This window comes from Natronococcus sp. A-GB1 (assembly GCF_029688845.1).
In the GTDB taxonomy this organism is placed as follows: Archaea; Halobacteriota; Halobacteria; order Halobacteriales; family Natrialbaceae; genus Natronococcus.
In genome coordinates, this window is record NZ_JARUKW010000001.1 from 375,814 (window position 1) to 389,138 (window position 13,325).

The window sequence follows — 13,325 nt, forward strand, 5'->3', positions numbered from 1 at the left end:
CGATCAGTCCCGGCCGTGTCGAGTGACGCAACTCGAGAGCCCGATCAGCTCGACGGGTTCCGAGTTGTCCGGCGAGTAGACGACCATCTGCCCCTTCTCCATATATGGGACCTTCGACTCGAGATTGGCGGGGATGTTGACGCTCTTGATCGCATCCTCGTCGCCGAGGTTGAGCACGATCGTCGTGTTGATCTGCTTGAAGACGGCGTCGTCGATGTCCTGGGGGTCCTGGGTGATCAGGAAGAGACCGAGCCGTTCCTTGCGGCCCTGTTTGGCGGCTTCGGTGAACTTGGTGATGACCTTTCGCGCCTGGACGCTGTCGGCGTCGGTGAGGAAGTTGTGGGCCTCGTCCATCCCCAGCACGAGCGGCGTCTCCTTGATTCGGTCGTACGTGGGATCGTTCGAGAGCTTCTCGTCGATCAGCAGCGAGGACAACGCGAGAACGACGGCCTCCGTCGCGCGGGTGTTCGAGACGTGGTAGGTCGGGACGACGGTGAGGCCGCCGGGGCGGACGAACTCGTGGATCAGCTCCGTGATCGGGCGGGCGTCCTGGTCGAAGACGTCCTCGAAGCCGAACACCCGGCGACGAACGGCGTCGTAGGTCGCCTCGTGGACCCGACCCGACTCGTCGAGTTCCTCGCGCAGGGCGGGGTCGTCGAGGAACGATTTGAACCCCGCGTAGGAGCCGTCGTTCCCGGCCTCAGTGAAAAAGCGATCGAGGAGGTAGGTCAGCGCGCCGTACTGGTTGTCGTTGAGCGAGCCCCCCGACACGAGCCACGGCCGGGTGCGACACATCGAGAAGGGGATCGTGAACTCGACGCACTCGGCGCGGTGGTGGCCCGCCGAGTAGCTGGCGTCGCCGACCTTCGGCACGAACGCCGTGGTGTCCGCGACGCCGCCATGAGCAACCCCCTCGCGCTCGAGCCGACGGGCGAACTCGTCGTCGAGGTCGGGGTTGTCGTCGTGCATCTGGGCGTACTCGTCCTGAGGGTCGAACTGGACGACGGCGGGGCCGACGGTGCGACCGTCCTCCATCGGGTACTGGCGCTCATCGGCGAGGTACTGCCGGAGGACGTTCTTCGCACCGTGGGTTTTCCCCGATCCGGTACCACCCGCGACCAGGGTGTGTCGGAAGACGAGCGGGTCGCCCGCCTCGTAGTCGTCTTTCAGTCGGTAGTCGATCGTCGGCGGGGTGGCTGCGGTCCGTACCTTCTCGCCGCCGACCGAGAGGTGGCCCAGGAAGACGCCGTCTTCGGGCATCTTCAGCCCGGTCTTGATCTCGGTCGTGTCGTTTGCCTGCCGGACGACCGTCTGGGGCTTGGGGACCCGATCGGTCATCCGCCGTTTGAGTTCGCCGTCGTCGTCGTACAACACCGCGACGGGCTCGAGCGAGGCGACGAACTTGTAGTCGGCCTCGTCGACGTTGTCCTGGCGCATCGCCCGGCGGGCGTGGATCTCCGTCGCGTCGTCGGCGTGGTACTGCTGGGCGTACTCGAGGCCGGTGATCCGACAGAACAGCGTCTCGCCGTCGGGGTAGGGCGCGACCAGGTAGCTGCCGATCCGAACCGACGAGCGGTTACCGCTGGTGACGTAGGCCCGCAACGAGGTGTCGTCTTCGTCCTCGGCGATTCGAAGCCCCTGGGAGACACAGATCGTTCCGATGCCGACGTCCTCGCCCCGCGGTTCGACGTCTGCGGGTTCGAACCCGCTCGAGTCGGTCGCCGATGCCGACGTCGATGTCGACGCGCTCGAATCGGCCGTCGAATCGGCGTCCGCGTCGGTATCGAACTCGCTGAAATCTCCCAGATCCGTCATATCTCGCCCATGAGGGGCCGTCTACAAACGCGTTTCCCTCCGGTCGCGAACGGGTTCGGAGAAGTCGGACGCCAGGAGTCGTTCAGTTCGTCGACGGCGTCGATCGGTTCGGCCCTCGAACCATTCCGGATCGGGGATCGAACTCGACGGCGCCGACGTCGGTCATCGCCGGGAGGTGGACGTGGTAGAGCGCGAGGCGGGCCTCGGAACGCTCCGAGAGCGAGTCGACGTCTCGATCGATCAGTTCGGCGGCGAGCGTCTCGACCGAGACTGCCCGATCCAGCTCCGCGAGCATCGCGTACAGCTGGGTCCGGACAGGATGGACGAGCGTCTCGAGCGTTCGTCCGTCAACCCGGTCACCGCCCTCGAGCAGCTCCGAGAGGTCGGCGATCGGGAACGATCGCTCGACGGTCCGACAGGCGATCTCGCCGTCCCACTCGATGATTCCGTGGTCGGCCAGCCGCGGCAGGTGGTTGTGGACGAGCTCGATCCGGATCTCGTCTCGATCGACCGGCTCCCGGGCCGCGATGGTGTCGACGAGCTCCTCGAGGGTGTGTGATCCGTTTTCGAGGGCTGCCAGCAGGTGAATCCGTTTCGGATGCCGGAGTGCATCGTACCACTCCCGCGAGACGGCTGCCACTCCCCCTTGTGCCCCGTCGCTACTAGTCTGTGCGTCCGAGCTCATTATACAAAGGCAGTACAGCTACGGGAATAAACCCGGCCCCGAAACAGTTTGGGTTAGTATTATTATACTTTTGCGATGATCACACGAAACCCCCGTCGCTGGCCGTCGACAGACGCCGACGCCGCCGACTGAGGCAGCACCGGAACGCCATCGACCGGGCCCGCCTGGGTTTCGAGCGTGAACCGACTCGAGTACGGGTATTTTTGCATCTCGGACCCGTAGTTGAACGCATGTTCATCGTGCGCGGTCGAGCGGGCGGAACCGAACTCACCGGAACGGTGTACGAGCGGGGCGAACGACCCCCCTCGTTCCGGGGTGCACCCGATGAGGACGCCGCGTACGTCTGGATCTGCGACGAGTTCTACGAGGTCGACAGCGGCGGCAGCGTCCAGGTCGTCGACGGCCGCGAGGTCAACCTCGCCTTCGAGTCGCCGATGCCCCGCGGGTTCGACACCCGCGAACAGGCTCTCGAGGCCGCCAAAGAGCACGTTCGCACGCAGTTCGCCAGGATCGGCGTCGACCCGGAGTCGGTCGAACTCGAGGTCGAACGGGACCCTTGATAGCCCTGATCACGTCGAACCTGGGTTCGTCGGATCGCCACGGATGAGTTCGAACGGAACGTCCGGCCTCGAGTGCGTGGCCTTGGCTATCCACTCCTGGGCAGGGCTGAGAGGGCCAGCAGCTTTCGCGGGACGTACGACGATACCAGTTACCCGTCTCTACTATTACTCGAGGGCTCGAGGAGCCGACCGGTTCGAAACAGTTTGCTGCCGGTGACACCTGAAGGGGTTATCCCGTTTGACCACTGAGAACCGATGTGCAGTGGTGCGACCAGCCGACCGAATCGTCCGAAACCGAGGGTTCGGGGACCGAAGCCGGAGCCCGGTGGGGGGTAGCGTGACCGACGACTCTCTCCCGGCCGAACACCTCCCGCCGCCCGCCGCGCTCGTCGACGAGGTCCTCGCGGAGGTCGGCTACGAGGTGGCGGCCGCCACCGACGCCGTCGACGACGCCGTCCCCGGCTACGGCGGGCTGTTCGATCCCGCGACCAGCCGGGACGAGTTGCGCTCGGCACTCGAGGAGCTGCTGGCGTCGGGACTCAGACGACCACCCACTCCCGATCCCACGGGTGACGCCTTCGTCCTCTACGTCGACGGCAGCTCCCGCGGTAACCCCGGTCCCGCGGGTGCGGGTGCCGTCATTTTAGATGCCTCGGGGGACCAACTCGCCCGTCTCGGCCGACCCGTCGGCTCCCGGGCTGGGAACAACACCGCCGAGTACGTCGCCCTCCAGCTCGGACTGTCCGAACTCTTGGTCCGCTACGAGCCCCGCAGCCTCGAGGTGCGCATCGACTCGATGACGGTCATCCGGGACGTCTGGGGCGGCGACGATCCGACGGAACCGGGCGTCGAGACGTACAGCGAGGCCGTCGCGGACGCGCTCTCGAGCGTCCCCGACCACCGGTACACGCACCTGGCCGACAGCGATCCGAACCCCGCCGACGCGCTGGCAACGGTGGGTGCCGATATCGCGGCGTTTGGCCCCGGGTAGTGGTATTACGACACTCGAAAATGAACCGCGGTCCTGTTGCACCGTTCGCAACTCATCCACCTGACTCGGAAGCTCGAGCGGTCGCCTTCTCCGAACCGAACGTACAGACGCCGAACGGTCTCTCGAGGATTTACCGGAGGAACGCGGTGATCGCTTCGGTGAAATCCGTTCTTCGCTCTTCGAACGCTCCGTGTCCGGTGCCCTCGAGGATTCGGGTGGTGGCGTTCGGAATCGTCCCTCCCATCGATCGAAGGTCGTCAGCATCGAAGAGGGCGTCCAGTTCACCACCGAGAACCAGGGTTTCAGGTTCGATCGACGAGAGGACTGCGGTCGAGTCGTGATTGAGACAAGCCTGCGCCGACGTGACGAAATCGCTCGGATATGGTGGTTGCCTCACGACCCCGGGAAGCTGTAGCAGCGTGCCGTAGGCAGCACGCGCTCCGGTCGACGAATACGTGGCTTCGACGGATCCGAGGTAGACCTCGCTCCATCGCCCCTCGAGCGCGCTGTCGAGCCACTTCGAAACGTGCTCGGCTCCCGACTCGCTCAGGTGTGGCCCCGCAAGGGACACGACGAGTTTCTGTACGTTGGCGGGGTGATCGCTACCGAGGTACTGGGCGATAAGCCCGCCCATCGACATGCCGAGGACGGCCGCCTGACCGATCTCTTCCAGTACCGCCGCGTAGTTTGCAGCGAGCTTGCGGGTCGTCGTATCGTCCGGAAGCTCCCGTGGGCGACTGACGATGTAGACGTCGTAGTCGTCGGCGAACGCCCGCATGTAGTATCGCTTCAGCAGCAGTCGAGTAAATCGAGACGTCTCGTCGCCCTGCAGCGAATCACTCAACCCGGGAATGATAACCAGCGGTTGGTCGCCGTTTCCGAAGCGGACGGTTGGATGGCCGGCGATACGGCCCTCGAATTCAGCCATACTGGTTGTCGTAGTAGATTGGAGTTATAGCTTCTAGAAGACGCTCAGTAGTCCTCGAGCCAGCGGTGCTCGTCGTAGCTGCGGTCCTGACTCGTCTCGAAACGGCTCTCGAGCGTTTCCCTGAGAGAGCGCTTCTCGGGGGCGCTGATCCGGGCGAGCTCGTCGGCCTTGCCGACGATCGTGGGCGGTCCGTGGGCGACGGCGACATCTTGGAGCAGCTGGATCGCGAGCCGTTCGCGGGTCTCCCGGTCGCGGGTAACGGCGTAGGGCGCCTCGATCCGGTACAGCAGGTCGTCGCGGGGGTCGTAGACGACGAAGAATGTGACCTCGTACGCCTCCGGCGGCAGTTCGCGGTCGATCCCGAGCGCGTCGCCGTCGACCGAGAGCGGTCGGTCGACGCCGGCCCGCGAGCGAAACCAGTTCGTGTAGGTCAGCGCCGAGGTGTCCCGCTCCCAGCGCTCGCCATCGACGTCGTCGACGTACTCGCCGCGCTCGAGCAGCCGGGTGAACATCGCCGCGTCGTTCGTCCAGGGGGCACTCGCGTCGGTCGTCTTCCGGACCGCCCGGGTGATCGCCTTCGTCGCCGGGTTCTTGACGAACCCGACGAGGGGGACGTCGCGCTCGACGAACCGCTCGACGAGCCGGACGTAGTTCTCGAGGACCGTCGTCGGTCGTGGGTCCTCGAGCAGGAAGTCGGCGAGGTCGGGGTGTTGGTCGGCCCAGCGAAGCAGCCCGCGCGGGTAGAGCGGCCCGTCGAGGACGAGCAGGTCCGACACCGCGTCGGCGTGCTCGTGAGCGTGTTCGCTCTCGGCGAGATAGAGCGCCAGTGCGTGGACGACGCCCTCGGCGAACCGATCCAGGCGGCCGATCCGGATCACCCGGCGCCTGCTCGTCTCCTCGTCGAAGCGATCCCACTCCTCGTTGTCGACGCTTGCAGTCGCGTCGCTCGAGTGAACCGTCATCACCGCCGTTCGCGAGCGATGGAGCTCGAGGTCGCTGGGCGTCGCGCTCATCGCCGCCTGGGCGACGTCGATGACGAGACCGTTTTTGAACGTCGTCGGGTTGATCGTTCCCGCGTCGAGCCCGTGCTCGGTCGGGAACGGTCGCTCGGTCAGCGCGACGTCCTCGCAGTCGACCAGCCGGCGGGATCGTTCGTCGATCGGCTCGAGGACGACCCGGCCGTTTTGACGGAGCGGATCGAGGAACTCCTCCCAGACGGTCTCGGCGAAGGCCCGCCGGTCCCGCTCGTCCGCGCCGTGGTCGATCCGTCCCGCAAGTTCGGCGATCCCGTCGAAGTGGACCGGATCGAGGGTCATGGCAGTGACCTTTCGCCCCGCTTTCAAATATCTCGCGGTCGGCGCCGCGACGCTCGCCGACAGCGACAGCTAGTTACGGGAGGCCGCGCAGCCCTCGAGTATGGACGCTGCGCTGATCATCCTCGACGGCTGGGGGCTCGGCGACGACACGGGACGCGACGCAGTAAAGGCGGCCGACACGCCGGTTTTCGACCGCCTCTCGGAGGCGGGCGCCAGCGGCCGTCTCGAGGTCGCCGGCCGACGAGTTGGACTGCCGGACGGCCAGATGGGTAACAGCGAGGTCGGCCACCTCAACATCGGCGCCGGACGGGTCGTCTACCAGGAGTACACCCGCGTGTCGGACTCGATCGCCGACGGCTCCTTCCGCGAGAACGCCGCTATCCAGTCCGCTTTCGAACACGCTCGCGAGAACGACGGCCGAGTCCACTTCGTCGGTCTCGTCAGCGACGGCGGAGTCCACTCGGACCAGGAACACCTCCACGCGCTGATCGAGCTGGCCGGCGACCGCGAGGTCGAGGCCGTCACCCACGCGATCACCGACGGGCGGGACACCTCCCCGACCGGGGGTCGGGAGTACCTGGCCGAACTCGAGGACGTCGTCGACGAGCACGGCACCGGGGACGTCGCCACCGTCTCGGGTCGGTACTACGCGATGGACCGCGACCAGAACTGGGAGCGGACCAAGCGGGCCTACGACGCGATCGTCGAGCGGGAGGCGAAGTACGAGGCCGAATCTGCCGTCGAAGTGGTCGAAGCGTCCTACGACCGGGGCGAGACCGACGAGTTCGTCGATCCGACGGTGATAGCGGATCAGCCCGCCCTCGAGGACGGCGACTCGGTCGTCTGGTTCAACTTCCGGTCCGATCGCGCGCGCCAACTCACCCGGATGCTCGCGGACATCCGGCCCGAGGACTGGACCGACGAGATCGAGACCCACCCGCCGGACGTCGAGGTCGTCATGCTCACCCAGTACGACAAGACGTTCGACCTTCCCGTCGCCTACCCGCCGAACCAGCCCGAGAACGTGCTAGGGGAGGTGTTGGCCGATCACGGAAAAACCCAGCTCCGGATCGCCGAATCCGAGAAGTACGCCCACGTCACCTACTTCTTGAACGGCGGCCGCGAGATCGAGTTCGATGGCGAGATCAGGAGAATCGTCGAGAGCCCGGACGTCCCGACCTACGATCGTCAGCCCGAGATGAGCGCACCCGAAGTAACGGATACGGCGATCGACACGGTCGAGACCGACGATCCGGACGTGCTCGTGCTCAACTACGCTAACCCCGACATGGTCGGGCACACGGGCGACTACGAGGCCGCGATCGAGGCCGTCGAGGCCGTCGATACCCAGCTCGGGCGACTCGTCGACGCGCTCGAGGCCGCGGGGGCTCACGTCCTCATCACGGCCGACCACGGCAACGCCGACGACATGGGCACCGAGGAGGAACCCCACACTGCCCACACCTACAACGAGGTGCCGTTCGTCTACCTCGCCCCCGACGGCACCGGCGGCGGACGGGCGGTTCGGGAGGGCGGCACCCTCGCCGACATCTCCCCGACGATCCTCGAGCTGATCGTGCTCGACCAGCCCCCGGAGATGACCGGCGAGCCGCTGCTCGAGTAGCCCTTTCTCTCCCCGAGCCGTTCACGTCCGTCGCTTTCCCGAACATAGTCGACTGGTGACTTTATTAGCTACGGGACAGAGGTCACAGCCATGAGCGACGAGCAGGACGACCGACGGTTCGCAACGAACAGCGTCCACGCCGGCCACGACCCCGATCCGACGACGGGTGCGCGGGCGCCGCCGATCTACCAGACGACCTCCTACGAGTTCGACGACACCGACCACGCGGCCGCCCTCTTCGGCCTCGAGGAGTTCGGCAACATCTACTCACGGATCATGAACCCGACGAACGCGATGCTCGAGGAACGCATCGCGACCCTCGAGGGTGGCGTCGGCGCACTCGCCACCTCGTCGGGCATGGCCGCATTCGACCTCGCGACGTTCATCCTCGCGGACGTCGGCGACAACATCGTCTCCTCGTCGTCGCTGTACGGCGGCACCTACACCTACCTCACCCACACCGTCGCGAAACGCGGCATCGAGACGAAATTCGTCGACACGCTCGACTACGACGCCTACGCGGAGGCGATCGAGGACGACACCGCGTTCGTCCACCTCGAGACGATCGGCAACCCGGCGCTCGTGACGCCCGACATCGAGCGCATTGCGGACATCGCCCACGACCACGACGTGCCGCTGTTCGTCGACAACACGTTCGCGACGCCCTATCTGTGCCGGCCGATCGAACACGGCGCCGACCTCGTCTGGAACTCGACGACGAAGTGGATCCACGGGGCGGGCTCGACCGTCGGCGGCGTGCTCGTCGACGGCGGCACCTTCCCCTGGGACGAGGGCGACTACCCCGAACTCACCGAGCCGAATCCCGCCTATCACGGGATCGACTTCTACGAGACGTTCGGCGAGCAGGCGTTCGCCATCGCCGCCCGCACCCGCGGCCTGCGGGATCTGGGCAACCAGCAGTCGCCGTTCGACGCCTGGGTCACGCTGCAGAAACTCGAGTCCCTTCCGCTGCGAATGGAGAAACACTGCGAGAACGGGATGGCCGTCGCGGAGTACCTCGAGGGCCACCCCGAGGTCGACTGGGTCACCTATCCCGGCCTCGAGAGCCACGAAACCCACGAGCACGCCAGCGAGTATCTCGACGGCGGCTACGGCGGCATGATCACGTTCGGCCTCGAGGGCGGGTACGACGCCGCCGAGACCGTCTGTAACGAGGTCGACCTGACGAGCCTGCTGGCGAACGTCGGCGACGCGAAGACCCTGATCATCCACCCCGCGAGCACGACCCACCAGCAGCTCTCCGCGGAGGAGAAACTCGCCAGCGGAACCACCGACGACCTCGTCCGGCTCTCGGTCGGCATCGAGGACCCCGAAGACGTGATCGCCGACCTCGACCGGGCGATCGAGTCGATCTGAGTTCCACTCGAGCCCTCACCGGGGCGATCGAACGACGCAATACTTATCGTCCCTCCTGAACAACCGTTCGGTCAGTAGGAGCCGACCGACGGCGGTATCGGTCGGGGTCAGCGCGGAGAACCGATGTCGATCGTACTCGATCCACAGAAACGTACTCACGTGATTGGAATCCTGGAACGAACTGTCGGCGGGACCGACCTCACTTCGAAGCGTCCCCTGCGAGGGAACCCACAGCGGGGACGGCCATGAGACGGACGATCGCGCGGCGACGAGCGGCGATCGAGGACGCGCTCCGGACGCACCTGCCCGAGGCGGGTGCGTTCGATCGCTCCCCCGAGGAACTGCTCGAGCTCGGCCGGCCACGGATTCGCGGCCAAGTGTTTCTGGCGATGGCCGACGGGCTCGGCGACGAGCGTCCGCTCGAGGAACTGGTGCCGATCGCCGCGTCGCTGGAGCTCGTCTCGCTGCAGGTGCGTCTCCACCGCAGCGCCGCCGAGTACGGCCGACGGACCGGCCACAGGCCGACGGACGACGTTCTACTCGGGGATCTCCTCGAGTCGAAGGCGTTCGCGCTGACGGCGAGGTTCGACGCCGAGCCGGCGCTTGTCGAACGCTGTCTCGAGACGCTGGCCGAGGCAACGCGAGCCGTCCAGGAGGGGGAAGCGTCGCTTGCGTCCGAGCCGCAGTCGGCGGTTCTCGAGACCGACGCGGTTCGCCGGATCGGTTCGCTGACGGGCTGTGCGGTCGAACTCGCGGCGCTTCTCACTGACGTCGAGCCGCGGAGGGAGCTGGCACAGCACGGTAGCGCGCTCGGCTACTGCGTCCGCTCTCGTCGGTCCGGAAACGGCGTTTCGACCGACCGACGGCGCTGTCCGCCGGACCGCTCGCAGTGGATCGAGCCGATCGTCGAGTGCTGTCCGCCGGATTCGAAAGCGGCGGTTCGGACGCAGCTATCGGCGGTTCTCGAGGCCAGCATCGACCGGGAGTCGGCCGATCCGATCGCGTAGCTCCCGTTGTCCGGGCGATTTCTGCGCTCGCTATCGAGCACGACCGACGCCGCCCGCCGATCCTGACTGAACGGTCAGTTTATATACCTTCGGCGCGAAGGACGAACGTTTCATGAGCAACTCGAAGGCGAGTCTCTCGGACGACCTCAGGCGCGCACACGACGAGTCGAAGTTCCACGTCTGGAACGGTATCGGTGCGGCGATCGCCTCGCTGTTCGTGCCGCTGCTCGGTGCGCTTGCGGCCTACAGCGGGTACAACCTGGTTCGGATCATGGAACGACGGTGGGTCGGCGTCATGATCGGCGTCCTCGGCGCCGTCAACTTCCTCATGTGGGTGGTCTGGCTGCTGTTCGTGTTCTAAGGGGCGGCTCCGAGCGCTCCGTCGAATACGGCACGGTCCGCCTTACTCGGACTCGAGCAGCCAGCGGTCGATGCGGTCGTGGAGGGTCTCCTTGTTCCGTTCGATGAGCGCTCGGTCCTCCAGGGTGACGCCCCGTTCCATGATGCCGTAGATCGTCGAGAAGAGGAGTTCGGCCTCCCGTTCGGGGTCGACGTCGGCGAACCGATCCTCGTCGACGCCTCGACGGACCGTCTCGGTCAGCGCCTCGAGGATGATCTCGTCCGAACGCTCGATCTGCTCGTGGTAGGACTGATTGTGCGGGGCCTGCGACCGAATCTCGAAGAACGCCCGCCGGAATCGGAGCGACTCGTCGTCCATCTCCGCGGGCAGCAGCCGGTCGATCAGGGCCAGTAGCTGTTCGTGCGGGTCGTCGTAGGGGTCCTCGACGAGCGTCGCCTCGAGGCGCTCACAGAGGTGAGCGAAGAAGTCGTTGAGGATCTCCTCCTTGCTCTCGTAGTGGTAGTACAGCAGGGACTTGCTCTTCTCGAACTCGGCGGCGATCTCGGACATCGTCGTCGCGGGGTAGCCGTTGTGTGACAGCGCCCGGTACACCGCATCCATGATCGCCGCGGTCGTCTCGTCGAGATCCTCGCCGAGCGTCGTCGACCGTTCCTCGCCGGAGGTTCCGCCCATAGCGAACGATCGTCTATGGCCCATAAATACTTCAGGATCTCTCGTTGCGGCTTCGGAGCGTTGCGGCGGTTCAGTGCCGTCTCGCCGGTATCAGATCGTCGTGACTCTCAGGAGAGAGACGACAATTGTTAACACCGATGTAGCGCAAACTCCAGTCTATGTCGGACGCCGCCGCGGTGCTCACCCGGCTGCGGTCGGCCTCGTCGCTTACCGTGGTCTGTCACGACGATCCGGATCCGGACTCGCTGGCGTCGGCGATCGCCCTCGAGTCGCTCGCTCGAGCCCGCGGCGTCGACACCGTTGACATCTTGTACGGTGGGACGATCGTCCACCAGCAAAACCGCGCGTTTGTCGAACTGTTCGACGTCACGCCACAGCGCTACAGCGACGCGAAACTCGGGGCGAACGACATCGTCGCGTTCGTCGACCACTCGGTTCCCGGCGACCACAACCCGGTTCCGCCCGAGGAGACGATCGACATCGTGATCGATCACCACCCCGCGGACGGTCCGATCCCGGCCGACATCGTCGACGTCCGCGAGTCCTACGGGGCGACGGCGACGATCCTCGCGGAGTACTTTCGGGAGTCGGCGACCGAGCCCACGCCGCGGATCGCCTCCGCGCTTCTCTTTGGGATCCACCGGGAACGGCTCGACTTCTATCGCCAGCCGACCGACCGGGAGTACGCGGTCGCCGACTACCTCCACGAGCGGTCGGATCCAAGCCGGCTTCGCGAGCTGTACGGCGTGTCCTTTCTTCCCGACAGCGTCGACGCGTTCGGCGACGTGATCCACAACCGGGTTCGGTGGGGTTCCTGTCTGGCCTCCTGTATCGGCCGGCTGGAGAACAGGGTCGCCCTGGCCCAGGGGGCCGACTTCCTCCTGAACATCGACGGCGTCGACACCGTTCTCGTCTGCGGGATCATCCGCGAGGAGATCCACCTGAGCGGACGGACGAACAGACCGGATCTCGATCTCGGCGAAACACTCATCGAACTGTTCGCCGACCGAGGGAACGTCGGCGGCCACGACGACATGGCCGGGGGGCAGCTTCCGCTCACCCCCGTCGCGGGAACGGCCGAGGAGGAGGCGGTGCTCGTCGACCGAGTTCGAGACCGGATCGGCCGCGAGTTTCTCGAGGCGGTCTCGAACACCTGACTTCCTCCCACGACTGAAGTCGTGGGCTTTCTCCTCGAATCTCCGTAATCAGGAGCTACGATCTCCGGCCTCGGTCGAAACCACTGCTTACAGCCGCTCCGGGCGCGGTCCCGGATCACCTCTCCGGATCCTGTCACCAGCCCCCGGGGTTAAGGTATCGGACGTTCACTGCTCGGATATGGCAACGGGGCTCCTCAACGCGGAGATCGCGGACCAGATCGAAACGACCTGCAGAACGGCGATCGGCGACAGTCTCCGCTCGGTCACCTACTTCACGCGGGACGACTACGAGCAGCTGTACCTCCGGGAGGATCTCGAGCGCGACGCCGACCTCTCGACGTTCATCGGTCACGAGTGGCGCGGATTCAAAACGGCCCAGACGGCCTACCAGCAGTCCGAGCTCGGTGATTACAACTACACGATCCGCGTGTTCGACAACGGCTTTCTGATCCGGGTCACGAGCGACAGGGAGGGCGTGTTCGTCACCACCGATGGGCTCACGATCAAGGACTTCGAGGAGGTCGCAACCGCGGTCGAGACGGTTCTCAGCGATCGCGCGATCCAGTAGGGTCAGGTTCGGACTCGTCGGCCCGCGTCGGATCCGTGGGCTCGTCGCCGACGGACCGATCGAGACCGATCGGCAGACCGAGGCCGTCGCGCTCGTCGAGACCGAGCAGTCGAGCGAACCGTCGTCGATCCGCGGCGTGTCTATCGAGACTCATGCCGAGCTACGACGAGCGAGTCGGGGATAGTAATGCGGGCCGTTTTCCGGGAAACACCGGACTTCGTCGCGAAACGGGTCGCCGAATCCGCGAGAAACGCAACATCCTTT

The 13,325-nt window shown here is 65.8% G+C and carries 14 protein-coding genes; 8 read left to right on the plus strand and 6 right to left on the minus strand.

Going from position 1 to position 13,325, the window contains the following annotated elements:
• Nucleotides 1–3: 3 nt before the first annotated feature.
• Complete coding sequence (locus QA600_RS01935) at nucleotides 4–1,815, minus strand: ATP-binding protein (protein WP_278290279.1); 1,812 nt, start codon at nucleotides 1,813–1,815, stop codon at nucleotides 4–6.
• An 82-nt stretch (nucleotides 1,816–1,897) separates the two neighbouring features.
• Nucleotides 1,898–2,500 (minus strand): hypothetical protein, encoded by a 603-nt coding sequence (locus QA600_RS01940; RefSeq protein WP_278290280.1) that lies wholly within the window; start codon nucleotides 2,498–2,500, stop codon nucleotides 1,898–1,900.
• A 230-nt stretch (nucleotides 2,501–2,730) separates the two neighbouring features.
• Here QA600_RS01940 and QA600_RS01945 point away from each other — a divergent pair, with 230 nt between their 5' ends.
• Both QA600_RS01945 and QA600_RS01950 read left to right on the plus strand, forming a co-directional pair.
• Entirely contained in the window at nucleotides 2,731–3,060 is a 330-nt protein-coding gene (locus QA600_RS01945; RefSeq protein ID WP_005554198.1) for a hypothetical protein, read from the plus strand.
• Nucleotides 3,061–3,397: 337 nt separating this feature from the next.
• Nucleotides 3,398–4,051, plus strand: coding sequence for a ribonuclease HI family protein (locus QA600_RS01950; RefSeq protein ID WP_278290281.1), 654 nt, complete (start codon nucleotides 3,398–3,400; stop codon nucleotides 4,049–4,051).
• Nucleotides 4,052–4,181: 130 nt separating this feature from the next.
• On the opposite strand, the gene QA600_RS01955 is transcribed toward QA600_RS01950, so the two are convergent.
• Together QA600_RS01955 and QA600_RS01960 are read right to left on the minus strand one after the other, a co-directional pair.
• Nucleotides 4,182–4,979, minus strand: a complete 798-nt coding sequence (locus tag QA600_RS01955) for an alpha/beta hydrolase (RefSeq protein WP_278290282.1) — start codon at nucleotides 4,977–4,979, stop codon at nucleotides 4,182–4,184.
• Nucleotides 4,980–5,023: 44 nt separating this feature from the next.
• Complete coding sequence (locus tag QA600_RS01960; RefSeq protein WP_278290283.1) at nucleotides 5,024–6,295, minus strand: DNA double-strand break repair nuclease NurA; 1,272 nt, start codon at nucleotides 6,293–6,295, stop codon at nucleotides 5,024–5,026.
• A gap of 100 nt (nucleotides 6,296–6,395) precedes the next feature.
• Here QA600_RS01960 and gpmI point away from each other — a divergent pair, with 100 nt between their 5' ends.
• The 4 genes from gpmI to QA600_RS01980 all read left to right on the plus strand — a co-directional run bounded on the left by gpmI (nucleotide 6,396) and on the right by QA600_RS01980 (nucleotide 10,664).
• The gene (gene gpmI, locus QA600_RS01965; RefSeq protein WP_278290284.1) at nucleotides 6,396–7,919 is read left to right on the plus strand and encodes a 2,3-bisphosphoglycerate-independent phosphoglycerate mutase; all 1,524 of its coding nucleotides are present in this window, start codon (nucleotides 6,396–6,398) and stop codon (nucleotides 7,917–7,919) included.
• Nucleotides 7,920–8,009: 90 nt separating this feature from the next.
• Nucleotides 8,010–9,296 (plus strand): O-acetylhomoserine aminocarboxypropyltransferase/cysteine synthase family protein, encoded by a 1,287-nt coding sequence (locus QA600_RS01970; protein ID WP_278290285.1) that lies wholly within the window; start codon nucleotides 8,010–8,012, stop codon nucleotides 9,294–9,296.
• Nucleotides 9,297–9,541: 245 nt separating this feature from the next.
• Nucleotides 9,542–10,303 carry a dimethylallyltranstransferase / geranyltranstransferase gene (locus QA600_RS01975; RefSeq protein ID WP_278290286.1) on the plus strand — a complete coding sequence of 254 codons (762 nt, stop codon included), beginning with the start codon at nucleotides 9,542–9,544 and terminating at the stop codon, nucleotides 10,301–10,303.
• 112 nt (nucleotides 10,304–10,415) lie between these two features.
• On the plus strand, nucleotides 10,416–10,664 hold the full coding sequence (locus QA600_RS01980) for a hypothetical protein (RefSeq protein ID WP_278290287.1): 249 nt from the start codon (nucleotides 10,416–10,418) through the stop codon (nucleotides 10,662–10,664).
• Nucleotides 10,665–10,706: 42 nt separating this feature from the next.
• Here the strand turns inward: QA600_RS01980 and QA600_RS01985 are convergent, their stop codons facing one another.
• Nucleotides 10,707–11,336 carry a TetR/AcrR family transcriptional regulator gene (locus tag QA600_RS01985; protein WP_278290288.1) on the minus strand — a complete coding sequence of 210 codons (630 nt, stop codon included), beginning with the start codon at nucleotides 11,334–11,336 and terminating at the stop codon, nucleotides 10,707–10,709.
• A gap of 158 nt (nucleotides 11,337–11,494) precedes the next feature.
• On the opposite strand from QA600_RS01985, the gene QA600_RS01990 reads away from it, so the two are divergent.
• Both QA600_RS01990 and QA600_RS01995 read left to right on the plus strand, forming a co-directional pair.
• Nucleotides 11,495–12,493, plus strand: a complete 999-nt coding sequence (locus tag QA600_RS01990) for a bifunctional oligoribonuclease/PAP phosphatase NrnA (RefSeq protein ID WP_278290289.1) — start codon at nucleotides 11,495–11,497, stop codon at nucleotides 12,491–12,493.
• Between the two features lie 178 nt (nucleotides 12,494–12,671).
• Complete coding sequence (locus tag QA600_RS01995; protein WP_005554179.1) at nucleotides 12,672–13,061, plus strand: hypothetical protein; 390 nt, start codon at nucleotides 12,672–12,674, stop codon at nucleotides 13,059–13,061.
• On the opposite strand, the gene QA600_RS02000 is transcribed toward QA600_RS01995, so the two are convergent.
• A complete protein-coding gene (locus QA600_RS02000; RefSeq protein ID WP_005554178.1) occupies nucleotides 13,039–13,215 on the minus strand; it encodes a hypothetical protein in 177 nt (58 codons plus the stop codon). The two genes, QA600_RS01995 and QA600_RS02000, sit on opposite strands and share 23 nt — an antisense overlap.
• Between the last annotated feature and the right edge of the window lie 110 nt (nucleotides 13,216–13,325).

Coding starts and splice junctions, on each gene's coding strand:
- QA600_RS01975 (WP_278290286.1), top strand. CDS start 9,542: ATGAGACGGACGATCGCGCGGCGACGAGCGGCGATCGAGGACGCGCTC.
- QA600_RS01995 (WP_005554179.1), top strand. CDS start 12,672: ATGGCAACGGGGCTCCTCAACGCGGAGATCGCGGACCAGATCGAAACG.
- gpmI (WP_278290284.1), top strand. CDS start 6,396: ATGGACGCTGCGCTGATCATCCTCGACGGCTGGGGGCTCGGCGACGAC.
- QA600_RS02000 (WP_005554178.1), bottom strand. CDS start 13,215: ATGAGTCTCGATAGACACGCCGCGGATCGACGACGGTTCGCTCGACTG.
- QA600_RS01970 (WP_278290285.1), top strand. CDS start 8,010: ATGAGCGACGAGCAGGACGACCGACGGTTCGCAACGAACAGCGTCCAC.
- QA600_RS01960 (WP_278290283.1), bottom strand. CDS start 6,295: ATGACCCTCGATCCGGTCCACTTCGACGGGATCGCCGAACTTGCGGGA.
- QA600_RS01990 (WP_278290289.1), top strand. CDS start 11,495: ATGTCGGACGCCGCCGCGGTGCTCACCCGGCTGCGGTCGGCCTCGTCG.
- QA600_RS01955 (WP_278290282.1), bottom strand. CDS start 4,979: ATGGCTGAATTCGAGGGCCGTATCGCCGGCCATCCAACCGTCCGCTTC.
- QA600_RS01940 (WP_278290280.1), bottom strand. CDS start 2,500: ATGAGCTCGGACGCACAGACTAGTAGCGACGGGGCACAAGGGGGAGTG.
- QA600_RS01935 (WP_278290279.1), bottom strand. CDS start 1,815: ATGACGGATCTGGGAGATTTCAGCGAGTTCGATACCGACGCGGACGCC.
- QA600_RS01985 (WP_278290288.1), bottom strand. CDS start 11,336: ATGGGCGGAACCTCCGGCGAGGAACGGTCGACGACGCTCGGCGAGGAT.
- QA600_RS01945 (WP_005554198.1), top strand. CDS start 2,731: ATGTTCATCGTGCGCGGTCGAGCGGGCGGAACCGAACTCACCGGAACG.
- QA600_RS01980 (WP_278290287.1), top strand. CDS start 10,416: ATGAGCAACTCGAAGGCGAGTCTCTCGGACGACCTCAGGCGCGCACAC.